Here is a 22,210-nt window from a genome sequence, read left to right as displayed (position 1 = left end):
TGCGTAAGTTACTGACTTCTACTGGTAGGTCAGGACTCGTCGGCGACCAGGGTGCACGCAACGGTGAGGCAGGTGATGCTGCGGATGCCGGTCTGCGCGGCGTCCTCGACCTCGTCGTTGAGGTTACGGATGTCGAGGTCGAACTCGTTGAGGCTCACAATATGCTCCACGTGTTAATTGACCGTTAGCTGATTTAACGACCGTGTCAACCAGAATGTGGTCGGCATGTCCGTTGTGCATGAAACTACTTGACCGGAAGCGGTGGATGGTAGGGCCATGTAGTGAACTGGCCAATCACGCTGCGTGTGACCCGTTCGGCGCTACTTGGTAAACAAGCTCAGCAATGGCATGAAACAAGCAGACTGTGTATATATGTCCTAAATTTAGTGCTCGACACCTCCCGCAGATGTCGAGGTCTCGCGCTGCAACAGGCCGACTCCTGAGGGCTCCTGCGGCTTCTCTTGATCACCGACTGTGAAGATCACCCCTTCGTCGAAGGGGCCCGGAGTGTTGCGGGAGGATTACGGAACGGCCGAATCCCTGCGGGTTACTGGCAGTTGTGGAGCATTGCTTCCTGCGTCGCGCCGTTCGCCGTGGTCGGATGGCGGGATGACATCGTTCTGGACGGGCAAGCGGATACGTTTGCGCAGTATTGAGCCCGACGACTGGACCGCGTTCATGCGCTTCGACGCGGAAGAGGAGCAGTTGGGAGACCTGCTGCACCCACCCCGTTCCGCCGACGGCTACCGCGCCTGGGCGAAGGAACAGGCCGCCCACAAGCCCGACGGTGACTGCTTCCAGTTGGCAATCGAAGCCACCGACACGGGGGAACTAGTCGGTGGTGTCGGCTCGTACCATGCTGACCCACGTGCAGGCTGGTTCGCGTACGGTGTCACGATCGGCGCTGATCACCGGCGCAAAGGCTACGCGGCAGAAGCCGTCGTACTGCTGCTTCGCTTCATGTTCGCTGAGCGGCGCTACCACAAGTGCGAAGCGCGGATCTTCGCGCATAACGAGGCATCGCTGGCACTTCACCGTCGGCTTGGATTCGTCGAGGAGGGCCGCCTCCGCGATCACGTGTTTCTCGCCGGCCAGCACCACGATTTCGTCATGATGGGCATGCTGGCTGGCGAGTTTGCCCAACTGCACTCGATGAGCGAATTGTGAGCTGCTTGTTTGGGGCCGGGTCGAACGTGACCCGCACCTGATTTGCGTTTTCGCAGTTCAGCGGATGTGAGGGTGGCCTTCGTGCTGTTCCCGTGCCTCCGTCACGGAGGCACAGGAACGGTTCACGCCTGAGGGTGTGCTGCCCTTCAGCGGTTGGCGTGCCTGCGTTGCAGCGCCGGGATGGCAGCGATCTTCTTTGCGTCGAGGCGGTCCCAGAGGATGCCGGTGGGGCGGTGTGGGTTCGGGCAGCTAATGACCTCGTCGGGCGTGATGATCAGGTCGACGCTGACGTCGTGGTCGGTGGCGGGGATCGCACTGTCCACGACCTGGAGCGGGTGCACGGTGGTGACGACGAGGGTTTCGGGGCTGATCAGTCCGGCTTCGGTCAGGAGGGCGAATTCCAGGTCGGAGTAGCCGGCTCCTTTGCCAAGGCGGATGCCGTCCCGGTTCACGGCGACGCTGCCGAGGACCACGATCTGGATGAGGCGGAGGGCGTCGACGTCGACCGTGGGGGCTATGGTCGCCGCGACGCGGCTGGACGCGGCTTCGACAGGCGGGACGGATATCTCGTCGGGGTCGAGCAGGTAGAACGGGCGGGGGCCGGCGAGTCTCGGCACGGCCATATAGACAGTCTTCCCGTCAGCCAGTGCCCGGGCGCGGACAGGAAGCTGTGCCTTGTCGGGGACGGCCTTGACGATCGTGGCGGCCTGCCAGGCAGGCAGAGCGGCAAGGCGGGCGGCCGCCACGTCCGATCTCTTGAAGTTCGGGATGCGGCCGTGGACCGAGACATCATGGACAGCCTTGGCGGCCTCCAGCGCGTGCCACACCTGCTGGCGTACGAGCTCTTTGGCCTGGTCGTGCTCGGTGGGCACCGGTTGATCTCCTTTGCCGTTCACTGCGCTGCCATGAGGGCCAGCAGCCTGTCGTGTACGTCCTGGATGCCCGGTTCCTGGCGCCAGGGCCGCAGTTCCCGCGCGGCGCCGAAGACGACGTTCATGCCTCCGCCGCCGCGTGTCTGCTCCAGTTCTTCGATGGCCTGGCCGAGGGCTTCGACGGCGGCCTCGACCTCGCGCTGGCGGATCAAGGCGAGCGTAAGGTTGCCCAGCACAATCGCGCGAGACTTCCTGCGATCGCGCAATGCGGCAGCTGTGGCCGTGAGGATTCGCTCGGCACGGCGGTGCTGCCCGAGGGCGAGGTAGCAAGAGCCGGCCAGGCGGCCGACCTGGGCAGGGGAGATCAGTTCGGCGGCTGCGTCGGCTGTGCCAGCCCGGTTCAGGTACTCCTCGGCCTCGCCAAGAGCGCTCTCGCACTCAGTGGCATGGCCCAGCATCGCGTGGGCCTCCCCGGCGTGGAGCATGGCGAGCCCGGCCAGGGCATGGCTTGAGTCCTGGGCTGCGTGCGCTGCCTGGAGGGCGAGGTCGAGACCTTCCTGGGCGTCGCGGGTTCCGTACAGGGCGACGTAGCAGGTACGCAGGAGGGCGTGGCCTTCCAAGGTGTGGTCGCGAAGGTGGCGGGCGACGCTGACGCCTTGGGCGTAGAAGGAGTTGGCGGTCGCGCGGTCCCTCCGCTGGGAGGCGTCCCAGACGAGCTGGCCCATGAGGGTGGCGGCGTCCGCTTGGAGGGTGCGCAGTTCTCGCTGGACCCGGCCTTTGCGGGCTTCGGCTGCCAGGAGGGTGACGTGTCCGAGCTGTCGCCCGCCTTCGGCGAGGAGGCCGGCGGAAGGGACCTCGTCGTAGCGTTCTGCCAGTTGCTGGAGCTCGGTCCGCAAGGACGCGCAGGTGCTGAGGTCGGAGCGTTCGGGGTGCCGCATTGCGTACTCGCGCCGCTCGCTTTCCGGCGTGGTGTTCGGGCTCGGGGCTGTCAGCAGGACCTGTAACCGCTCGGCTGTGACGCCGAGGGCGCGGGCAAGGCGAGGACGCATCCAGGGCTGCGGGTCTCCTCGGCCACTCTCCCAGCGGACGACGGTGGAACGGTCCACGTGGAGGTGCTCGGCCAGGGACTCCTGCGTGAAGCCCCGCGCTTTGCGCTGCTGCGCGAGCTGGTGCCGACTGAGCGCCATGACGTCATCTCCCCGGATGTGCCTCTGAGGGCAACTCCCCAGGTGATGCCCGGATGTGCCGCACGGATGCCTCAGAGGGGCGTCAATTCTGCCCTGGTCCGGCCCGTCGGTGAGCGGTTCTGTGGAGGTCAACCCCTGCTGGCGGTGATGCGGCAGGGACGTACATCGAGCTGGGCGGCGCGGCGTGAGCCCCGCAAGCCGGTTACCGGCGAGGAAAGGCGACGACTTCGTGATCACGCACGCCAGCCCCCAGAAGCGGGATCTCCGTTACGACCACCGGCAGCAGCGGTTCACGCTCCCGATCTCCGTGCACCATCTGGACGGCACCATCGAGGCCGTGAACCTGGTCTTCGACCCGGATCAGATGACGCTGTTCTCCATCCAGGCCGAAAACGCCATCGAGCGGCGCAAGAAGGCCGTGGCCACAGACCGCGTGGCGCACGGGGTGATCGGATAGTGCCCGTCCTCGGCCGGCCGTGGGTCGGTGATGAGGTGCGGGACGAGACGACCGGGCGGGCGGCGATCATCACCGACGTCCGTCGCAGACAGTCGTACGTGCTGCGTCCCGTCATTGGTGCGGGCGAGTGGATCGCCGAGGACCCAGGGCGGCTGACCTTGGTCCGCCGACGCCAGGACCGGCGGGTCTAGTGAGCGGCCAACGCCGTATGGACACGACCACTGCGAGCGAGAAGTGGCTCACCGGGGTGTGGCTCGCCGGGAACGCGGCTGGGCTGGCTCTGCTCGGCCTGACCGTCCACGACAGCCTCGCATCCGAAGCTGCCCGTGGTCGCTTCGCGGTGCCCCTGCCGGAATCGCAAGACGTCGAATCGCCGGACTCCTCTACCGATTGAGAGGGATCGCCATGCACGAGCTGATCGCCAGTGTGGTCCAAGGCGAGCACTTGGTCGTGCGGCCGGGAAGCCGGAAGGGGATCAAGATCCCCCGCGCCCGGTTCGCCGAGCTCCAGCAGGCTGTGGGCGGCGGCGAAGCCATCCCGAACTGGATCACGGGCGCGGCACGCGCTTCGTGGGACATCGACCTCTCGGGACGCCTGGCCGCGGCGGTGCTCCTGGTGCGGGCCCCGGCTCCGTACGGCTACAGCCGGGCCACCTGGGAGATCAATCTAGGTTGTGATTTCGACTGCGAGCACTGCTACCTCGGCGAGAAGAAGTTCGCTGGCCTCGACTGGGCGGGCAAGGAGCGACTCCTGCGAATCATGCGGGACGCGGGAGTGCTGTGGCTCCAGATCACGGGCGGTGAACCGCTGATCGACCCGCACTTCCCCGACGCCTACGCGCTGGCGTACGAGCTGGGGATGCTGACGGAGATCCTCACCAACGGCTCCCGGCTCTGGCACCCCAAGGTCCTCGACCTGCTCACCGCCTACCGGCCCACCAGGATCTCGCTCAGCGTCTACGGCGCGAGTGCTGAGACGTACGACGGACTCACCCGCCGCACAGGCGCGTTCAAGCGGTTCACGCGGGGCCTCGACGCCGCACTGGACGCCGGACTGAACATCGACCTCAGCCTGGTCATCACCCACCGCAACGCCCACGAGCAGGAGGACATGCGGGCCTGGGCCGAACGGCTCGGCCTTCCTTACCGCGAGTACGCCAACATGTCCCCCACCATCTACGGAGGCGCCGAGAGCCTGCCTTCGCAGTCGCCCGAGCACCTTACCCAACGGGCCCCGTTCACCGGCTGCCCGGCCGGATACACGTTCTTCCACGCCGACCCGCACGGGCGGGCCTCGATCTGCAAGGTCGGCCGCGACCAGCAGATCGACCTCATGGCCGAGGGAGTTGAGGGGCTGAGCCGTCTCGGCGGCATCGCCGACTCCCTGATGCTTCGCACCGGAGGATGCTCCGGCTGTCAGCTCTCCGGCTCCTGCCGGGTCTGCCGACCGCTGGCCAAACTCTTCCAGGAGGCGAAGGCACCACTGATCAACTACTGCCAGCACGGACAACCGAAGGAGAAGGTGACGTCATGAACGCTGTCATGGTCGAACTCACGCCGACGCGCGCGGCGGAGGACACCGAGGAGGTCGTGCTCATCGACGACCTGGATGCCTACACCAGCGCCTCGCAGCCTGGCTGCAACGACGACAACCCGTACACCTAGCCCCTGCGCTGAGGGAGGCCGTGACGCGCTTCGCGTTACGGCCTCCCTGGTCGTTCCTGTCTGGAAGCCTGCCCCCATGCCGACTCACCGCCTCACCGAGATCCCCGCCGCGGTCCAGGACGCCATCGAGACCGTCGCCGGGCCCATCCTCAAGGCCGAGATGCTCTCGGCCGGCTTCAACAGCGAAATCGCGGCGCGGCTGCACACTCCCGATGGCGCCGTCTTCGTCAAGGGGCTTCACGCCGATCACCCCCGCGTGTGGACCCAGGACCGGGAAGCCGCGATCAATCCCTACGTCCAGCCCGTAGCTCCCGCTCTTCGGTGGCATGTCCGCGAGGCGGGCTGGAACCTGCTCGGTTTCGAGGACATCGACTCACCGCACGCCGACTTCAACCCCGGCTCGCCCCACCTCTCCCTGGTCGTGGAAGCGCTGCGCACCCTCGCGGACATCGCCCGTCCCGACATCCCGCTGCGTGCGATGCCCCAGCGGATGGAGTCCTATGTGGACGACCCGGTCATCCTCGAACTCTTCGACGGTGATCACCTGTTGCACACCGACTGGAACACCACCAACGTCCTCATCCAGGACCGCGCCCGTGTCGTGGACTGGGCCTGGGCCTCCACAGGCGCCGGATGGATCGACCCCGCCCTGTGGATCTTCTGGCTCATCGCCAGCGGCCACACCCCCGCCCAGGCGGAAACCTGGGCGGGCGGGATCTCCGCCTGGAACACCGCGCCCGCACACGGGATCGATGCCTTCGCCCAGGCCCAGCGGCGGCTCTGGGACGAGATCGCCGGAGACGCCCCCGACGCCTGGGCATTCCGCATGCGGACAGCGGCACGTAGCTGGGCAGCGCACCGCTGCCTCGGCTGAGCGGGTGCCCGGACCTCAGCTCGCCCGGCCCGTGACGACGGTCGGAGCCCTCAGCTTGGGAAGTCGCGAGCCTTTGTGGCCAGTTCGGGGGCTGGCCTGGGCGAACGATCAGTAGAAGGTCTAATCGAGCCTGGTGGCCTTCACTGCGACTGCCCACCGTTCCCCGCTGCACCTGGTACGCGGTGGGTGCCCGTGGGTGCCGCCCTTCTGCGCACCGGACACAGCCCAGCTGAGCGGACTGGCGACGATTTTTTGTTCCCGGCGCTAGTCGTCGGGATTCGGAGTTTTGCATTCCGCTTTGGTGAGTTCAGTTGGAAAGTCGACAGCCTCGGGGCCGGGTAGCGCGCAGGGGCTCCATGGCATAGCCTGCAACGTTCACTTCCAAGAGGGGGGCACAGCAGCACATGCCAGTAGCCACGCCTGCCGATCTACTGTTGCTCCACATTTCAACTAGCAAAAGCGCTGCCATTTCCGCCATCCCCACGGGGAAGGGGAGGTACCTTTTCCCAATCTCACAGCTGATGCAACAGGTCGTGGTAGACAGGTTACTGCTGGCAGGTGAACATTTGAGGGCGGGAGACAAACTCCTTTTCGACGCTCAATATAGATCAGCGATTAGTCGCCATTACTATGCAATGTATCATGCTGCACGGGCGATCGTGTTTGCCGAGAATAAGGGTGACGATTATGAACGGCATAACGTACTCCCCAGAAATCTTCCGCCGACTCTGCCAGATTCCGCAACTCGTGAAAGCGAGTTGATAGACGCCCGCCTATTGCGCAATCAGGCGGATTATGACGCGTACCCACTCAATGAGACCGAGTGGGAAGATGATGCACGAACGCTCGCTGTAACCGCAGCGAACTTCCTCCAGGCCTGTGAGTCGTTCGCCTCAACGAATGGGTACATCTGATGTCAAGTGTCAACTATGAGTCCTTGATTTCCGGCGTCCTCGAAGAGGCCGGTATTTCAATCGTCCGAGTTGATGAGAGGTCTTTCCCTGGAGAAAGGTGGTTCGTCGTATGGGTCGATGAAGACTCTCTGGTAACCGCACAGAGCCTTGCGGGCTCAATCGAGCAGGCGTTGAATGATGTGTCCGAGGTGGCCAATCAGTCTCTGGTTGTGACTTTTAGGCCTCGTCGAGCAGAAGAAAAAAAGACGGGCGAGGTGAACGGTAAAGGCCCCCTTTCGGGACCAAAAATGGATCAGCTCATTCAGTTGCTAGAGGCAAGGTCCCGTACCTCTGACGCACTTCCGAGTCTTAAGTACATGGAGGACCCTAGGGCCAGCCTCGCGGCTGTCGGTGCATCAAGGCACCACCTCGTGTACGGCCGACGAGGTGTAGGGAAAACAGCTCTTCTTCTGGAAGCGAAGCGAAGCGCAGAGAGAGACGGGCACGTTACCGCTTGGATTAACGCGCATACGCTGCGGCGCCTAGACGTTGCTAGCGCCTTCCTCGGAATTGCTGAGGTCACTCTCAACTCCTTGATTCAACATGCTGGATCGTCACAAGGCGATTCTTATGTGCGACTCAAGGAAAGTAACGCTCGACTGTCGCAGCTGCGGGCAGAAAGTCCCGTGTCCGACTCGGTTCTCGGTGAGATGGTTGCCGAGTTGAATCGGTCTCTCCGCTCCGTTCTGCGGGAGGGTCTTGTTCGCCTCTATCTGTACATTGATGATTTCTACCTATTTCCGCAAACTGCACAACCTCACTTGTTGGACTGCGTCGCCGGAATGCTGCGTGACTGTGATGGATGGATCAAGGTAGCTAGCATCGAGCGCTTGACCCGGCCATTTGAGCCATCGTCGAGAATTGGCATTGAAGTTCCTCATGATGCTTCGAAAATCGACCTCGATGTTACACTCGAAGATCCGGGATCTACGCAGCGGTTTCTTGAGTCGGTGTTGGCAAACTACACTGCCACTGCGGGACTGGCCAAGCCGTCCAGTATCGCACAGAATGCTGCGCTCGGCAGGCTGGTTCTCGCTTCAGGCGGCGTGCCGCGTGACTATCTGAACCTTTTCGCTTCTTCCATCGTGGCTGCACGGTCACGACCGAAGGCGCGTGAAATTGGAAGGGAAGATGTCGCGGATGCCGCTGGACGTGCCGCCAGGAGCAAGAAGAGGGACCTGGAACAGGACGTTTCTATGGACAGCGCGGTTAGCTTGACAGCTGCCTTGGATACCCTGGCTGCGGAAGTGCGCGGAGCCGGATACACCTACTTTAGGGTGGACGTTGCACAGAAGTCTCATCACTTCTATGAACTGCTGGGTCAGCTTGTGGATTTGCGCTTTGCGCACTTGATTCAATCCACGCTTTCCGATCAGCACAGGCCGGGAGTCAAGTATGAGGTATATATTCTGGACCTAAGTGAGTACGCCGACGTTCGGCTGAAGCGGGGCCTCGCTATTCTTGACCTGAAGGACGGAAAGTGGAACTTCAGGGTGAGTGGGACAGCGGGAACCCAAAAGCAATTGCCCGGCACGCTTCTGCGTGACGAATTGCGGCGGGCCCCAGTGGTCGACTTGGAACGGCTTGCCGAGAAAGCGGCTGAACGAGTCGGGGGGCCCTGAGCTCCGCAGGTCGGCGTAGCGGTTCTGGCTGGTGGCCTGCCAGGTCTGGGGTCGAGCATGATCAGGGGCCGTACGCTGGTTGGCAATTCGGGCAGGCTTTGGATCTGCCCGCAATGTGCACAGGTGGCTCCCTAGTCTTGCTCAACGCGGGCTCCAGACCGAGGAGGTGGCTTAAAGCCGTGGAGCCGACCGCCCCAGCCACGACGTACCGCTTCTCTGGCATTAGGTGGTTGATCGCTGCGCGCGGTACGGGCGCTGGCCGGGCTGGAGCGGGGCGGAGACAGGAGCGTAGGCCCGGCCGGGGGCCGGGCTGCGGGCGGGGAGCGGGGCGAGTCGTCTTGAAAGACCTGTAGAGAAAGTTGTGACTCAGTCGCCGTTGTGGTGCGGGGCGTTCCCTCGGGGGCGTGTTGCCGGAGGTGTTACTCCTCCTCCGCAGGGGATGACTCATGGAGCCGTGCTGCGATGTCGTCCGTCCATTCTTGTGCCCACCGGCGGAGTCCGGCGATGGCTTGGTCGTCGAGCCCGTAGGCGGCGAATTCCAAGTCGTCGATCCAGTCCGCGCCGGCCAGGCGGGCTTGGAGGTCGGTGAGGTCGAACGTGTCGCGGGCGTGGCGGCGGCCCAGTTCTTCGAGGTCGGGGCGGCTCCAGTGCTCCGAGGCAGCGTGGACGTCGATCAGATCGCGGGCGAGGCCGCGATCGGCCAGCGCTCTGACTTTGGTGCCGACGGTGTCTTCGAGGGAGAGCGTCAGACCGAGTTCTGTGCGTACTGGTGGGCTCCAGAGCACCTCTTTGAGAACATCGACCTCGCACTCTTCACGGGTGGTCGGGTCGGTGACGATCAGCCGGGCGGACAGCGGGTCTGTCTCCAACATGCGGACCAGCCATCCGCGTTCCTGCAAGCCGGATTGGACCGTGGTCGCGATGTCCTCCATACCGGCTGGGTTCTCGGTCGCTACGTCCACGTCCTGACTGATGCGGTCTACCAGGCCGTGTGCCTGGGCGGCGTAACCGCCAGTGAGTGCAAGCGGGTAGTCCGTGCCCACGGCGAGGATGTCCGTCAGCAGGCGGTGGTGCAGCTCAGTGAGTTTCACGCGACGGACTGCGCACCGGGAGACAGCTCGCTGAAGGTCGCTTCCCAGACATCGCGGATGTCCCGGCTGATCAGCGTGCGCAGTGTCGGCCACATGCTGATGAGCATGTTCGGGTCGAGGTACTGGACCAAGTCGTCGTGGAGACCCTCGGCCAGGACGATGCGGTAGCAGCTCATCCGCAGGCGCGGCTGACCGAGATCGAACTCCGTCAGCCCGGACCAGGCAAGGTGCAACGGTAGGCGCACTGTTCCGTGGGCGGGGCCGGAAAGCTCGGTGAGTCCCTGGGGGAGCCGTCGGGCGTACTTCGCGCGGCGCAGCTCGGATACGGAGGGCGGTGAGGCCATGCACTGATTATCGCGCGGAAGAGGCTTGCGTGTGGCGATGATGATCGAGGTGGATCGACGCTGATGTCAGTGTGCGACGTCGAAGGGCACCTGCCTGGACTGGCAGGTGCCCTTTTGCCTGTGCCCCCGGGCAGATTCGAACTGCCGACACCCGCTTTAGGAGAGCGGTGCTCTATCCCCTGAGCTACGGAGGCGTGGGGCCGCCGTAAGTGTAGCGGGTGGGTGGGCGGGGGAGTCAGGCGCCGAGGCTCCAGGAGAGGGTGTGGTCCGCCGCCATCAACGTGGTGACGGCGATCAGGTCCGCCGCGCCCAGTGTCAGGCCCAGCCAGGCGCGGCCCCGTCGGTTGGTGCCCCGGGTCAGGGCCAGGGTCGCCAGGGTCAGGGCCACGGGGCCCAGGACCAGGTTGAAGATCAGCAGGCCCACCAGTCCCAGGACGAAGGACCAGATCGCCATGGCGTCCGCGTTGCCGGTGCCGCCCGCGGTGGTCGCGACGGTCCCGGTGCTCGCGGCGGAGTCCTCCGGCGTGCGGGTCGGTTCCGTGCCGGGCCGCTCGTACGGCGTGGTCGGCTGCTCGTGCTTCGGCGTCGGCTTCGTCAGTGTCGTCGGCATCGTCAGCGCTCCCTCGTGCGTTCCCGGATCGTGAAGGCCAGCAGCCAGAGGGCGATGGCGCCCGCCGCCGGCAGCAGGACCGGGAGCGGGGTGTGTGCCGCGGCGCCCACCAGGACTCCCAGGATCAGGAGGGCCGCCATCAGGAAGATCATTGTCTTTCCTTCCGGTGAACAGTTGTGGTGACAGTTGTTCACTGGAATCAGCGTACCCGCTCCTGGCGCTCTATGGCAAACAATTGTTTACTGAACCCATGAGCAGCAGCACCCTCGGCGTCCGCCAGGCGCAGAAGCAGAAGACCCGGCAAGCCCTTCTCGACGCCGGATTGCGGCTGTTGGAGGAGCAGAGCCTGAGCAGCCTGGGGCTGCGGGAGGTCACGCGGGTCGTGGGGGTGGCGCCCGCCGCCTTCTACCGGCACTTCCGGGACATGGCCGATCTGGGTGTGGCGCTCGTGGAGGAGTCGCTCGCCAGCCTGCATGTGATGGTGCGGGCCGTGCTCGCCGAGCAGGCCGAGACGCAGGAGGTCATCGACCGCAGCGTCGAGGTGGTGGCCGGGCACGTGGCGTTGCACCCGGCGCATGTGCGGTTCATCGCGCGGGAGCGGCACGGCGGGGTGCGGGCGGTCCGGGAGGCCATAGCCGCCGAGCTGGGCCGGTTCGGGGACGAGGTCGCGCAGGCGCTCGGCGCGCAGGAGGCGTCGCGGGGGTGGAGCGACGAGGACGTACGGATGCTCGCCGGGCTCTATGTCGACCATCTGGTGATGACCGCGTCGGCGTTCCTGGAGGCCGGGCCCGAGGAGGAGCGGCGGATCGCCGACACCGCGCGGCGCCAGCTGCGGCTGATCAGTCTTGGTCGTCTTCACTGGCAGGAGGGGCGGGAGGGCTGAGGCCCGGCCTGCCCGTTCTCGTCACCCTCACCCGCCAGTTGCCGTCCCCGTCCCGGCCCAGCACCTCGACCTTCACCCCGGCGCCCGAGTCGCGCTGTCCCGCCACGTAAGGGGCGTCGCTCAAGGGGGCGTTGACGTTCGGGTCGTCGGTGTAGCAGCCGTGGCTGCCGGGTGTGGCGTCGGAGGTGCGTACGGGCCCGGCGCCCGAGGGGATGTCCGTGGCGACCGAGGTGATGAGCACGCCCGGGCGGCACACCGTGTGGTCCAGCGGTCCGGGCGCGCGCGCCTCCAGGGTGAGGGCGCGGGTCCGGGAGAGCGGCACCACGGCCAGCTTGGTGCCGCCCGCCACCGAGGTGGGGGTCAGGGTGAGCGTGTGCGGCCCCCGGGTGGTGACGCAGTCCACCTGGTCCGGGGCCAGCCAGCCCAGCTTCCACTTGTGCCAGGCCAGGAAGTCGTTCGACGGCCCCCAGTCCTCGTCTATGGGGTCCCAGTGGCCCACGGGCGTTCGCGGCAGGCCGCTGCGGCCGCCGGTGTAGTAGAGGTCGGGCAGGCCGAAGCTGTGGGCGTTCTCGTGGTTGAGGACGCGGAAGGGGCTGTCACCGGTCTGCCGGCTCCAGATGAAGGAGACGTTCTTGAAGGGCACGCCGTCCTTGGTGTCGAGCCCGGTGGGGGAGCCCGCGTACGTCACCGACTGCACGTCCTCGGTCGCGGGCGGACCCGCGTTCGGCGTGACCAGCACGTTGATCAGGTCGAAGTCCCGGAAGTCGACGGTGTCGTCGACCGCCGCGAGCAGCTCCTCGGAGAGCGCGTAGTAGCCCTCCCCGTCGCCCGGGTCGAAGGGCATGCCGCGCTCGATGCCGTACGCGTCGTACGGGCGCGACATCCGGATCCAGCGCGAGACCGGCGTGGAGCGGTAGTCGAGCCGCCCGTACGAACTGGTCCGGTAGTAGTCGGCGACCGCCGGGAAGAACTCGCCGTAACGTTCCTGCGGGGTGCCCTCGGCCGGTGCGTCGGGGAAGTCCACGAACAGGGTCAGTGCTCTTACGGTGCCGTTGGACCGGGTGAAGCCGGGCGGGGTGCTCGCGCTCTCGGAAACGGTGTTGGTGATTCCGTTCAGCGCGCAGGGGCCGGACGGCCGGCGTCCGTCGGTGCGGACGGTGGCGTGCCCGTCGATGGGCCCTGTTGCGTCACCCGGTTCCGCTTGTGATCTCACCGGTGAGGTGAGGGCGAGCGTGGTGATGGCCATGACCATGATGGCCAGGGTTTTCATGCCGGGCACCTCCAGGGCGCGGCCCCCGATCCGGCCGCTGTTCGTACTCCGCTTCTGCGTCTGTTCCGCTGTCGTCCGACCACCCTGGGCCGGTATGCGGCCGCGCGCTCCCTGGGCGTGGCAGATGGGGGCGGGCCACCCGGTGGACGGTGTGGCACAGGTCACGCCCCAAGGGCGAAATAACCGGGGAAGCCCTCCCCGTTTACCTTTTCGTTCGAGCGAAGCGGGGATCCGCTCCCCGCTTACGGCCCGCCGCACGGAGATGACGTGCGGCACAAGGACAGGACAGGAAGGAGTGCCGAACGTGGCCACCGCCCAGCAGCCCCGCCTCCGCGCGGACGCCCTGCGCAACCGGGAGCGGATCGTCTCCGCCGCCCGTGAAGCGTTCGTCGAACACGGGGTCGAGTCCTCGCTCGATGAAATCGCTCGACGGGCAGGGGTGGGAAATGCCACGCTGTATCGGCACTTCGCGGACCGCCGCGAGCTGATCCACCATGTCACTCTCTCCGTCATGGCCCGCATCGCGGACCAGGCCGAGACGGCACGAGCTGAGGAGCCCGATGCTTTCGTCGCGCTGAGGCGCTTCGTCCATGCCGCGGCCGACGAGCGGATCGGGGCGCTCTGCCCCCTGCTCGCCGACGGCGTCGACCAGCGGCATCCCGAACAGGTCGACGCCCGTGACCGGCTGGAGCGCGGGATCGACGCCCTGATGGTCGCGGCCCGGGCGTCCGGGCAGCTGCGGTCGGACATCGCCGTCGGCGATCTGATGGTCGCCATCACCCAGCTCACCAGGCCGCTGCCGGGCTCCGGCTGTGGCGACTTCGACCATTTCGTCCATCGGCACCTCCAGCTGTTCCTGGACGGGCTGATGACGCCCGCCCGTTCCGAACTGCCCGGCTCCGCCGCGACCTTGGAGGATCTGCGCCGTAAATGCCGCACATGACGCCGCGTCACCCGCCGTGCCGCATGGCGCCGTGTCACATATGGCGCCGCTCTTCCGTCCAGTTGTTCAGTACCGCACCTCTTCTCCGCAACGCTAGGTAGGCCCCACCCATGCCACTCACCACCCAACCGGACCCCAGGCGCTGGAAAGCGCTCATATTCATCGCCCTCGCCCAGCTGATGGTCGTCCTCGACGCGACCATCGTGAACATCGCGCTGCCCTCCGCGCAGACCGACCTCGGCATCTCGGACGGCAACCGGCAGTGGGTCATCACGGCCTACGCCCTCGCCTTCGGCGGTCTGCTCCTCTTCGGCGGCCGGATCTCCGACCTGTGGGGTCGCAAGCGCGCCTTCGTCATCGGCCTGATCGGCTTCGCGGCGGCCTCCGCCCTCGGCGGTGCCGCGGTCAACACCGGCATGCTGCTGGGCGCCCGCGCCCTTCAGGGTGTCTTCGGCGCCCTGCTCGCCCCCGCGGCGCTGTCGCTGCTCGCCGTGCTGTTCACCGAGTCGAAGGAGCGCGCCAAGGCGTTCGGCATCTTCGGTGCCATCGCCGGTGCCGGCGGTGGTGTCGGGCTCATCCTCGGCGGCCTCTTCACCGAGTACCTGAACTGGCGTTGGACGTTCTTCGTGAACATCCCCTTCGCCGTCGTCGCCGCGATCGGCGCCATCATCGTGGTCCACGAGCCCGCCGGCAGCCGCAACCCCTCGAAGCTGGACATCCCCGGCGTCGTCCTGGCCACCCTCGGCCTGGTCTCGCTCGTCTACGGCTTCACCCGCGCCGAGTCCCACGGCTGGACGTCCGGCAGCACCGTCGGCCTGTTCGTCGCCGCGGCCGTGCTGCTGGCCGCGTTCGTGTACGTCGAGACGAAGGTCAAGGCGCCGCTGCTGCCGCTGCGCGTCCTCACCGACCGCAACCGCGGTGGCGTCTACGTCTCCCTCGGCCTCGCCGCGATCGCGATGTTCGGCCTGTTCCTCTTCCTGACCTTCTATCTCCAGGTCGTCCGGGGCTACTCCCCGGTCAAGACCGGTCTCGCGTTCCTCCCGATGATCGCCACGATGATCGCCGGTTCGACGCAGATCGGCGCGCGCCTGATGACCCGCGTCCCGGCGCGCTGGCTGATGGGTCCGGGCTTCCTGCTCGCCGCCGTCGGCATGGTGCTGCTCACGCAGATCGACCTGGACACCTCGTACACCCTGGTGGTCCTGCCCGGCCTGCTGCTGATGGGCCTCGGCATGGGTACGGCCTTCATGCCCGCCATGAGCCTGTCCACCTACGGCGTGCAGCCCCGTGACGCCGGTGTCGCCTCGGCGATGGTCAACACCTCGCAGCAGGTCGGCGGCGCCATCGGCACCGCGCTGCTCAACACCATCGCCGCCAGCGCCACCACCGACTACCTCAAGTCGCACATGACGGGTCCCGTCCCGGACAAGACGCTCACCTTCCAGTCGATGGTGCACGGCTACTCCACCGCGGTGTGGTGGGCCGTCGGCATCCTCGTCCTGTCCGCGCTGATCGCGGTCGTCGCGATCAACGCCGGTCACCAGGGCGGCCCGGCCGCCGCGTCCGGTGACGGCGAGGGTGTGGAGGACGCGCTGCCGGTCATGGCGCACTGAGTGCGGGCGTGACCGTGCCGTAGAGGTGCGGATTCGCAGAGATGTGTAAGGCCCTCCGCCCATTGGGCGGAGGGCCTTACACATGTCCGGACGGCCCGGCTGTGCGCCGGGTCAGCGCAGCCAGGGCAGGTCCGCGCCCGTCTCCGGCTGGAGGCCCGTCGCGATCGCGCGGCAGATGTCGCCGAGCTGGGTGACCTGTTCGGGGGTGAGCCGGTCGAAGATGGCGCCCCGGACGGCGGCCACATGGCCCGGCGCCGAGCGCCGCAGCGTCTCGAAGCCCTCGTCCGTCAGGACGGCCAGCTGCCCCCGCTTGTCGGAGGGGCATTCCTCGCGCCGGACCCAGCCGTACTTCTCCAGGCGCGCGACGGCGTGCGAGAGGCGGGACCGGGTGATCTTGGCGCCGCTGGCGAGCTCGGTCATCCGCAGCCGGCGGCGCGGCGCCTCGGAGAGGTGGACGAGCAGCCCGTAGTAGATGTGCGGCATCCCGGCGTCGCGCTGGAGCTGCCGGTCGAGGTGGTCCTCCACGAGCGTGGTGGCGTTGAGGTACGCCTGCCAGGCGCCCTGCTCCTCGGCGCTGAGCCAGCGCGGTCCGCCGCCCGGCACGCTCTCGACCTCCTCGGCCGGGCTCCGCGCGGTGTCCTGTGCGTCCCCTACAGGTCGTTTGGTCATGACATCCACTGTTTCACCCGCCGGCTTCCTCTTGATGCACGTTCCTTGAAGTTTAAATAAGGCAGGGCTAAGCTCGAAGTATTCGCTTGAGAGTTCAAGCAATCCTCCCGCGACCGCGACCGCGATCTCGATTGCGACCCCGACCGCGACCGCGACCGGACAGCCTGGAGAGCCCATGCCGGACACCGCCACCCCCGTCGCCACCGCCGTCCGCCCCGCCGAGGGGCGCATGCCCGCGCTCTACCTCTCCCATGGCGCACCACCCCTCGCCGACGACGACCTGTGGCCCGGTCAGCTCGCCGCCTGGTCGGCCGGGCTGCCGCGCCCCACGGCGATCCTGATGGTCTCCGCGCACTGGGAGGAGGCGCCGCTCGCCCTCGGCGCCACCGTGACCGTGCCCCTGGTGTACGACTTCTGGGGCTTCCCCGAGCACTACTACCAGGTCCGGTACGCGGCCCCCGGCGCACCGGAGCTCGCCGAGCGCGTACGCAAGGCGCTGCGCGCCCCCGGCACGCCGGTCCAGGACATACCGGACCGGGGGCTGGACCACGGCGCGTACGTACCGCTGGTCGAGATGTTCCCCGAAGCCGACATCCCCGTGCTCCAGGTCTCGATGCCCACGCTCGACCCGGAACGGCTGCTGGAGATCGGGCGCAGGCTGGCGCCGCTGCGCGACGAGGGCGTGCTGATCGTCGGCAGCGGCTTCTTCACCCACAACCTCGCCGCGCTGCGGCACGCGGGGTCGGAGCCGCCCGCGTGGTCGGCGGAGTTCGACGCGTGGGGGCGCGAGGCGCTGGAGGGGCAGGACCTCGACGCGCTGCTGGACTTCGAGAACAAGGCCCCGGCGGGCCGCCTCGCCCACCCGCGCACCGAGCACTTCGCGCCGCTGTTCGTGACCATGGGAGCCGCCGAGGGCGAGCTGGATCGCGGGCGCAGCGTCATCGACGGCTTCTGGATGGGGCTGGCGAAGCGGTCGGTGCAGTTCGGGTAGCCCGTACGGTCCGGTGGGCCGGGGGCGGGCGCCGGGACCCCTCACGGCAGCGGGCTGATCAACTCGCTGCTGACGGCGGCGGCCGCCAGGGCCTCCGGCGCGACGTCGGGGTGCGCCGCCGCGACGTCCAGCGCGGTGTCCGTCATCTTGATCGTGTGCGCGTCGCCGTGCGCGGCGGCCCGCTCGAACGCCTCCTCGGCGGTGGCCGGCCCGGCCGTGACCGGCCTCCGGTCGGCGGCCGCGTACGCCGCCGTCACCACCGCGCTCGCCTCCCACGCCGCCGCCAGGCTCGCCGCCCACAGCTCGCGCGGCAGGGCCGGGAGGACGCGCAGGACCGCGTTGGGCGCGGTCGCGGAGTGGACCATCATGACCGGGTTGCCGTGCCCGTACGCCGCGTAGCGCAGGGTCGCGTCCCGGACCAGCGCGGCGAGCCGGGTCCGCGCCTCGTCGGGGCTCGTGGCCGGGCGCAGCGCGCTCGCGGCGGCGGGCCAGCCCGGGGTCGCGGTCAGCTGGGCGAGGCGGTCGCGGAGGCCGCCGCTCTGCTCGGGCACGGGCGGCAGACCGGCCAGCGCCTCGGCGGTGCCCGCGGTGCCGCCCGGGACGACGGGCGTGGCGAGCGGCTGGTGACGGGCGGCCCAGTAGCCGAGCGCGTGCGCCAGTTCGACGCGGCGCGGCGCGGTGCCGCCGGACTCGCCGCCCTCCGCGAGGAGGGTCCGTACGGCATGGCCGACGCGGATGAGCGGGTGCGCGGCGGCGGCCGTGACACCGGGCAGCAGACGGGGCCACCACTCCGCGAGCACGGCGCGCCAGGGGCGTTCGGCGAGGAGACGGTCGAAGTGGGTGATCCAGTCGCCGACGCGGCGGGGGTTGCCGAGGGCCTCGCGCCAGTTCGCGTCGGTGACGGGATAGCCGGCCCGGGGCATCTCGTCCAGCCGGTCGCGGTAGCCGTCGAGCCAGGGGTGGACGGCCGATGCCCGGCCGTGGCGCACGAGCGCCTCGACGGCCATGGGGGCGTGGTTGCTCAGCCAGCCGTCGATCTCGGGGCCGGTGGCGTGCAGGCGTTCGAGGGCTTCGTCGAGGGTTCCGTCGGTGGGGGGCGTGGCCGTACGCGTGTCGATGTCTGCCATGGGCTCACGCTAGGCGCACGGTAAGGGGTGCGTAACCGTCTGAGGTCCTACATCCAAGGGCCCCGTTTCCGGCTCGCCGTTTCGGGGTCGGCTCAGCGCTCGTGGCAGTAGAAGACGTAGTACGAGGCCAGGCCCATCCCCAGACCCAGCAGCAGCCCGATCTCGATGGCTCGTAGCACCGGGCCGCCGCCCAGGCTGTAGAGGAAGCCCATGCTGGCGCCGAAGAGCGTCCCGTACGCCACCGCGCGGACCTCCGTGGTCATGCGCTTCCGCTCGCGGATCAGGACGAATCCCACGCCCGCCGAGACGAGCGCCGCCGCCAGCCCGATGAGCCAGGCCATGGGCGTGGAGAAGTCGTTCTGGCCCGCCAGGAAGACGGTGTACAGGCCGAGGGCGAGGCCGCCGACGAGCGGCACGGCCCGGGTCCAGCGTTCGGCGTGGCCGGTGGCCGGGAGGTGGGTGCCGCGGGCCACCGGGCCGGGTCCTTCGTGGGCGCGGTGGTGCCGCCCGGGCATGATCGAGTGCGTCGGCATCGCGGGACTCCTCTCGCCGCTGCGCTCTGCTGTCCCACCAGCCCACACCCGGCTCCGGGCGGCGGCAACTCGATCACGCCGAGGGCTGTGCGCGGCACCGGACGGATCGCGCGCTCGGCCGGCGGTACGAGCCCGCTCAGCCGACGTTACGGGCCTCACCGCGCGGGTTGTCGGGGTCGATGTGCCAGCTGATGATCCGGGTGGGGTGGATACGGATGACGTCGTTGCTGAAGACGGCGGGCGCGATGATCGGCTCGTCGACGGTCAGCGTCTCGGCGCGGCCGCGGATCTCCACGCCGCGCCCCCAGCCGGGGCGGACGGCGCCCGGCTCGTCGGGCGTCATGTCGTCGACCACCAGGCAGACGTCGGGGCGCGCCTGGGCGTTGCGGTACTTCTGGCTGGCGGCGAGGTCCGGGCCGCCGATGTCGATCGTGCCGTCGTCGTTGAGGACGAAGCCGACCGGCCGCGCCTGCGGGCCGCCCTTCGGGCCGATGGTCGCGAGCCGGCCGAGGGACTGACCGGCGAGGTAGTGGCGTTCCTTCTCCGTGAAAGACATGCCGCGACGGTAGGACCTCAAGCGGGATCGAGGTCAAGGGCGCGCCAAGGGGTGTGTGGACAGGGAGAACCGGGGAATCCGGCCTACCGGACCTCTTGGGCAACCGGACGGCCGTCCAGGTCGTCTTCACGGGTGACGGTGCGGCCGGGAGCGTACGGACCACGCCGCACCGCCGGACCGACCGCGGTGGACCGGAAGTGTCGGAACGCACCGTGGGACCCGCCCTCACCTGCGCTTTCACGGGCCTCGCCGACGTGTGCCCCGGGCTGTGGCCGGACAGGGTACTGCATGATCACAAAAAAGAAGATGCCCGCTGGGAATTCTGTCCGGATTCCAGTCGTTCTTTCCATCGGACGGGGCACTCGTGACAAGGTCCGCCCTGGAAGGGCCCTTGAAGGGAGAGTCTCATCCGTCCCGCGACCCACTCATCGCAAGGGAGCACGCATGGCAACCCGTGCCGTCGCCCGTCGTCAGTCCGCCTCCAAGGGCGCTGAGGGGGCAAGCAGTGTTCGCGCCACAGGCGGGGAAATCGCCGACCGCGACCTGGTCGGCATGTACCTCGACGAGATCGCGCGCACGCCCCTGCTCGACGCCGCGAAGGAGGTCGAGCTGTCCCAGACCATCGAGGCGGGCGTCTATGCCCAGCAGATCCTCGACGGCGCCGTCGACGCCGCGGGCAAGAAAGCGGCGGACGCGGCCCGCGAGGAGCTCGAGGCGATAGCCGCCGAGGGCGCCCGCGCCAAGGACGTCTTCATCAAGTCCAACCTCCGTCTCGTCGTCGCCGTCGCCCGCCGCTATCCGCGCAGCGGTCTGCCCCTGCTCGACCTCATCCAGGAGGGCAACGCCGGCCTGGTGCGCGCGGTCGAGAAGTTCGACTACACCAAGGGCTTCAAGTTCTCCACGTACGCCACGTGGTGGATCCGCCAGGCGATCACCCGCTCCATAGCCGACCAGTCCCGTACGATCCGGCTGCCCGTGCACCTCGTGGAGGAGCTGGGCCGGATCCGGCGCGTCCAGCGCGAGTTCAACCGGGAGAACGGCCGCGACCCGGAGCACACGGAGATCGCCAAGGAGCTCGGCACCACGCCGGAGCGCGTCGGCGACGTGCTCGACTGGGCCCGCGACCCCGTCAGCCTGAACATGCACGTGGACGACGAGGGCGAGACCCAGTTCGGTGACCTGCTGGAGGACACCTCCGCGGTGTCGCCCGAGCAGTCCGTGATCGCGCTGCTGCGCAGCGAGGAGCTGGAGGACCTCATCAGCCGCCTCGATCAGCGCACCGCCTCGATCATCAAGGCCCGCTACGGCATCGAGGACGGCCGCGAGCGCACGCTGACCGAGGTCGGCAAGCAGCACGGCCTGACCCGCGAGCGAATCCGCCAGATCGAGAAGCACGCGCTGCTGGAGCTGAAGAAGATGGCCCACGACACCGGCTTCGACGCGGCGGCGTAATTTCGACGCAGCGGCCTAATAGGGCATAACCTCATAGACCGGGCCCCGGCGCCACCCCCCCCTGCGTCGGGGCCCACCTATGCCGCGGGTGCGGCGCGGCCGCCGTTCGGTGCTTGCGGGCCCGTACAGCCCGCGCTCCCCGCCGGACGGCGACCCCTTGCCCGGGCCGGGGCAAGGACTTCCCGCCGCAGCGGTGCTCGGCCCCCGTGGGCCGGTCCGGCGGTGCCGCCCCCCCGGGCGGCCGTGCGGGCCCCGCCGCCCACCGCCGGTCCGGCGGCCCCGAACAGCCCAAAGTCCCCCGCAAGCCCAACCTCACCCCGCCCCGCCGTTCGCAGGACCGTCCGCAGGACAACCCGCCGCGCGGCTGATCCGCGCCCCCAGCCCCCGCAGGTGATCGATCAGTTCGCGCGGCTCGTGGACCTGGAAATCGCAGTCCAGGAGTGCGAGGCGGAACGCCACCCACTCCAGGGAGTCCGCCGTCGTGAGGTCCAGGCGGCATGTTCCGTCGTCGAGGGGTTCCGGGGTGCCGATGGAGCGGGGGAGGCGGGCGGCTACGGATGATGCCGGGGCGTTGAGGGTCGCGACGACGCGGTACGTCGGCTGGAGGCGGGCCATGGAGCGGCTCATGAACTCCGCCGCGTCCGCCGCCGGCAACTCCCGCGGCTCGAACCGCGCCCCCGTCGCGAAGGGCTTGCTCACCCGGTCCACCCGGAACGTCCGCCAGTCCGTGCGGTCGATGTCGTACGCGACCAGATACCAGCGGCGCCCCGTGCTCACCAGCCGGTGCGGCTCCACGAGCCGCTGCGTCCGTGTCCCGTCGCCCGAGCGGTATGTGAAGCGCAGCCGCTCGTGCCCCGTCGCCGCGGCCGCCATCGCGGTGAGCGTCCGCGGGTCGACCGTCGCGCCGTCACCGCCCGTGAGCGGCACGGTCGCCGCCTGGAGCGCGGCGACGCGGTGCCGCAGCCGGGACGGCAGCACCTGTTCCAGCTTCGCGAGGGCCCGTACCGACGCCTCCTCGATGCCGTCGACCGCGTGGCCCGCGCCCGCCCGCAGCCCCACCGCGATGGCGACCGCCTCCTCGTCGTCCAGGACGAGCGGCGGCATCGCCGCCCCCGCGGCCAGCCGGTATCCGCCGACCGCGCCCATCGTGGCCTGTACGGGATAGCCCAGATCCCGCAGCCGCTCGATGTCGCGCCGGATCGTGCGGGTCGTGACACCGAGTCGCTCCGCGAGCTCGCTGCCCGGCCATTCGCGCGGGGTCTGGAGCAGGGAGAGCAGATTCAACAGCCGTACCGGGGTGTCGGTCATGTCACCCAGCGTGCCAGGGAAGTG

At 68.3% G+C, this 22,210-nt stretch carries 27 protein-coding genes and 1 tRNA gene; 14 read left to right on the top strand and 14 right to left on the bottom strand.

Annotated elements, in window-relative coordinates; all coding sequences use genetic code 11:
• Positions 1–29: 29 nt before the first annotated feature.
• Positions 30–170 carry a hypothetical protein gene (locus tag ACZ303_RS08305; RefSeq protein WP_467336369.1) on the bottom strand — a complete coding sequence of 47 codons (141 nt, stop codon included), beginning with the start codon at positions 168–170 and terminating at the stop codon, positions 30–32.
• A 439-nt stretch (positions 171–609) separates the two neighbouring features.
• Here ACZ303_RS08305 and ACZ303_RS08300 point away from each other — a divergent pair, with 439 nt between their 5' ends.
• Positions 610–1,167 (top strand): GNAT family N-acetyltransferase, encoded by a 558-nt coding sequence (locus ACZ303_RS08300; protein ID WP_467336367.1) that lies wholly within the window; start codon positions 610–612, stop codon positions 1,165–1,167.
• A gap of 146 nt (positions 1,168–1,313) precedes the next feature.
• Here the strand turns inward: ACZ303_RS08300 and ACZ303_RS08295 are convergent, their stop codons facing one another.
• The gene (locus tag ACZ303_RS08295) at positions 1,314–2,039 is read right to left on the bottom strand and encodes a 5-formyltetrahydrofolate cyclo-ligase (protein ID WP_467336365.1); all 726 of its coding nucleotides are present in this window, start codon (positions 2,037–2,039) and stop codon (positions 1,314–1,316) included.
• A 20-nt stretch (positions 2,040–2,059) separates the two neighbouring features.
• Positions 2,060–3,226, bottom strand: a complete 1,167-nt coding sequence (locus ACZ303_RS08290; protein ID WP_467336363.1) for a helix-turn-helix transcriptional regulator — start codon at positions 3,224–3,226, stop codon at positions 2,060–2,062.
• A gap of 229 nt (positions 3,227–3,455) precedes the next feature.
• Here ACZ303_RS08290 and ACZ303_RS08285 point away from each other — a divergent pair, with 229 nt between their 5' ends.
• From ACZ303_RS08285 to ACZ303_RS08250, 8 genes are all read left to right on the top strand, one after another.
• Positions 3,456–3,683, top strand: coding sequence for a hypothetical protein (locus tag ACZ303_RS08285; protein ID WP_467336361.1), 228 nt, complete (start codon positions 3,456–3,458; stop codon positions 3,681–3,683).
• A complete protein-coding gene (locus tag ACZ303_RS08280) occupies positions 3,683–3,874 on the top strand; it encodes a hypothetical protein (protein ID WP_467336359.1) in 192 nt (63 codons plus the stop codon). Before ACZ303_RS08285 ends, ACZ303_RS08280 begins: the two co-directional genes overlap by 1 nt.
• 17 nt (positions 3,875–3,891) lie before the next feature.
• Positions 3,892–4,077 carry a hypothetical protein gene (locus ACZ303_RS08275; RefSeq protein ID WP_467336357.1) on the top strand — a complete coding sequence of 62 codons (186 nt, stop codon included), beginning with the start codon at positions 3,892–3,894 and terminating at the stop codon, positions 4,075–4,077.
• Between the two features lie 11 nt (positions 4,078–4,088).
• Positions 4,089–5,216 (top strand): radical SAM protein, encoded by a 1,128-nt coding sequence (locus ACZ303_RS08270; RefSeq protein ID WP_467336355.1) that lies wholly within the window; start codon positions 4,089–4,091, stop codon positions 5,214–5,216.
• Positions 5,213–5,347: a hypothetical protein gene (locus ACZ303_RS08265; RefSeq protein WP_467336353.1), complete on the top strand. Its 135-nt coding sequence runs from the start codon at positions 5,213–5,215 to the stop codon at positions 5,345–5,347. The genes ACZ303_RS08270 and ACZ303_RS08265 overlap by 4 nt, the downstream gene beginning before the upstream one ends.
• 76 nt (positions 5,348–5,423) lie before the next feature.
• Positions 5,424–6,221, top strand: coding sequence for an aminoglycoside phosphotransferase (locus ACZ303_RS08260; RefSeq protein WP_467336351.1), 798 nt, complete (start codon positions 5,424–5,426; stop codon positions 6,219–6,221).
• A gap of 404 nt (positions 6,222–6,625) precedes the next feature.
• On the top strand, positions 6,626–7,135 hold the full coding sequence (locus ACZ303_RS08255; RefSeq protein ID WP_467336349.1) for a HEPN domain-containing protein: 510 nt from the start codon (positions 6,626–6,628) through the stop codon (positions 7,133–7,135).
• Positions 7,135–8,796, top strand: coding sequence for an ATP-binding protein (locus ACZ303_RS08250; protein ID WP_467336347.1), 1,662 nt, complete (start codon positions 7,135–7,137; stop codon positions 8,794–8,796). Before ACZ303_RS08255 ends, ACZ303_RS08250 begins: the two co-directional genes overlap by 1 nt.
• A 419-nt stretch (positions 8,797–9,215) precedes the next feature.
• On the opposite strand, the gene ACZ303_RS08245 is transcribed toward ACZ303_RS08250, so the two are convergent.
• From ACZ303_RS08245 to ACZ303_RS08225, 5 genes are all read right to left on the bottom strand, one after another.
• The gene (locus ACZ303_RS08245) at positions 9,216–9,887 is read right to left on the bottom strand and encodes a nucleotidyl transferase AbiEii/AbiGii toxin family protein (RefSeq protein ID WP_467336345.1); all 672 of its coding nucleotides are present in this window, start codon (positions 9,885–9,887) and stop codon (positions 9,216–9,218) included.
• The gene (locus ACZ303_RS08240) at positions 9,884–10,231 is read right to left on the bottom strand and encodes a transcriptional regulator (protein WP_467336343.1); all 348 of its coding nucleotides are present in this window, start codon (positions 10,229–10,231) and stop codon (positions 9,884–9,886) included. The genes ACZ303_RS08245 and ACZ303_RS08240 overlap by 4 nt, the downstream gene beginning before the upstream one ends.
• 121 nt (positions 10,232–10,352) lie before the next feature.
• Positions 10,353–10,425: transfer RNA gene (locus ACZ303_RS08235), tRNA-Arg, on the bottom strand.
• A gap of 41 nt (positions 10,426–10,466) precedes the next feature.
• The gene (locus ACZ303_RS08230; protein ID WP_467336693.1) at positions 10,467–10,685 is read right to left on the bottom strand and encodes a DUF4190 domain-containing protein; all 219 of its coding nucleotides are present in this window, start codon (positions 10,683–10,685) and stop codon (positions 10,467–10,469) included.
• A 158-nt stretch (positions 10,686–10,843) separates the two neighbouring features.
• Positions 10,844–10,993, bottom strand: coding sequence for a hypothetical protein (locus tag ACZ303_RS08225; protein ID WP_467336342.1), 150 nt, complete (start codon positions 10,991–10,993; stop codon positions 10,844–10,846).
• A 98-nt stretch (positions 10,994–11,091) separates the two neighbouring features.
• Here ACZ303_RS08225 and ACZ303_RS08220 point away from each other — a divergent pair, with 98 nt between their 5' ends.
• Positions 11,092–11,724, top strand: coding sequence for a TetR family transcriptional regulator (locus ACZ303_RS08220; RefSeq protein ID WP_467336340.1), 633 nt, complete (start codon positions 11,092–11,094; stop codon positions 11,722–11,724).
• Here the strand turns inward: ACZ303_RS08220 and ACZ303_RS08215 are convergent.
• The gene (locus tag ACZ303_RS08215; protein WP_467336337.1) at positions 11,681–12,994 is read right to left on the bottom strand and encodes a M6 family metalloprotease domain-containing protein; all 1,314 of its coding nucleotides are present in this window, start codon (positions 12,992–12,994) and stop codon (positions 11,681–11,683) included. The genes ACZ303_RS08220 and ACZ303_RS08215 overlap by 44 nt on opposite strands.
• 262 nt (positions 12,995–13,256) lie before the next feature.
• On the opposite strand from ACZ303_RS08215, the gene ACZ303_RS08210 reads away from it, so the two are divergent.
• Positions 13,257–13,937, top strand: coding sequence for a TetR/AcrR family transcriptional regulator (locus ACZ303_RS08210; protein ID WP_467336335.1), 681 nt, complete (start codon positions 13,257–13,259; stop codon positions 13,935–13,937).
• Positions 13,938–14,047: 110 nt separating this feature from the next.
• Positions 14,048–15,550 (top strand): MFS transporter, encoded by a 1,503-nt coding sequence (locus ACZ303_RS08205; RefSeq protein WP_467336333.1) that lies wholly within the window; start codon positions 14,048–14,050, stop codon positions 15,548–15,550.
• A gap of 111 nt (positions 15,551–15,661) precedes the next feature.
• Here the strand turns inward: ACZ303_RS08205 and ACZ303_RS08200 are convergent, their stop codons facing one another.
• The gene (locus tag ACZ303_RS08200; RefSeq protein ID WP_467336331.1) at positions 15,662–16,219 is read right to left on the bottom strand and encodes a MarR family winged helix-turn-helix transcriptional regulator; all 558 of its coding nucleotides are present in this window, start codon (positions 16,217–16,219) and stop codon (positions 15,662–15,664) included.
• A gap of 175 nt (positions 16,220–16,394) precedes the next feature.
• Here ACZ303_RS08200 and ACZ303_RS08195 point away from each other — a divergent pair, with 175 nt between their 5' ends.
• Positions 16,395–17,210 (top strand): dioxygenase family protein, encoded by an 816-nt coding sequence (locus ACZ303_RS08195; RefSeq protein WP_467336329.1) that lies wholly within the window; start codon positions 16,395–16,397, stop codon positions 17,208–17,210.
• A gap of 41 nt (positions 17,211–17,251) precedes the next feature.
• On the opposite strand, the gene ACZ303_RS08190 is transcribed toward ACZ303_RS08195, so the two are convergent.
• The 3 genes from ACZ303_RS08190 to ACZ303_RS08180 all read right to left on the bottom strand — a co-directional run bounded on the left by ACZ303_RS08190 (position 17,252) and on the right by ACZ303_RS08180 (position 19,426).
• Positions 17,252–18,337, bottom strand: coding sequence for a questin oxidase family protein (locus ACZ303_RS08190; RefSeq protein WP_467336327.1), 1,086 nt, complete (start codon positions 18,335–18,337; stop codon positions 17,252–17,254).
• Positions 18,338–18,429: 92 nt separating this feature from the next.
• Entirely contained in the window at positions 18,430–18,870 is a 441-nt protein-coding gene (locus ACZ303_RS08185; protein WP_467336325.1) for a hypothetical protein, read from the bottom strand.
• Between the two features lie 136 nt (positions 18,871–19,006).
• Positions 19,007–19,426 (bottom strand): PPOX class F420-dependent oxidoreductase, encoded by a 420-nt coding sequence (locus tag ACZ303_RS08180; protein WP_467336323.1) that lies wholly within the window; start codon positions 19,424–19,426, stop codon positions 19,007–19,009.
• A 444-nt stretch (positions 19,427–19,870) separates the two neighbouring features.
• On the opposite strand from ACZ303_RS08180, the gene ACZ303_RS08175 reads away from it, so the two are divergent.
• Positions 19,871–20,878, top strand: coding sequence for a sigma-70 family RNA polymerase sigma factor (locus ACZ303_RS08175; RefSeq protein ID WP_467336321.1), 1,008 nt, complete (start codon positions 19,871–19,873; stop codon positions 20,876–20,878).
• A gap of 312 nt (positions 20,879–21,190) precedes the next feature.
• Here the strand turns inward: ACZ303_RS08175 and ACZ303_RS08170 are convergent, their stop codons facing one another.
• Positions 21,191–22,186, bottom strand: coding sequence for a helix-turn-helix transcriptional regulator (locus ACZ303_RS08170; protein WP_467336319.1), 996 nt, complete (start codon positions 22,184–22,186; stop codon positions 21,191–21,193).
• Positions 22,187–22,210: the final 24 nt, after the last annotated feature.

Source organism: Streptomyces sp. NPDC023527 (assembly GCF_055560115.1).
This window is presented reverse-complemented; position numbering and strand designations above follow the sequence as displayed.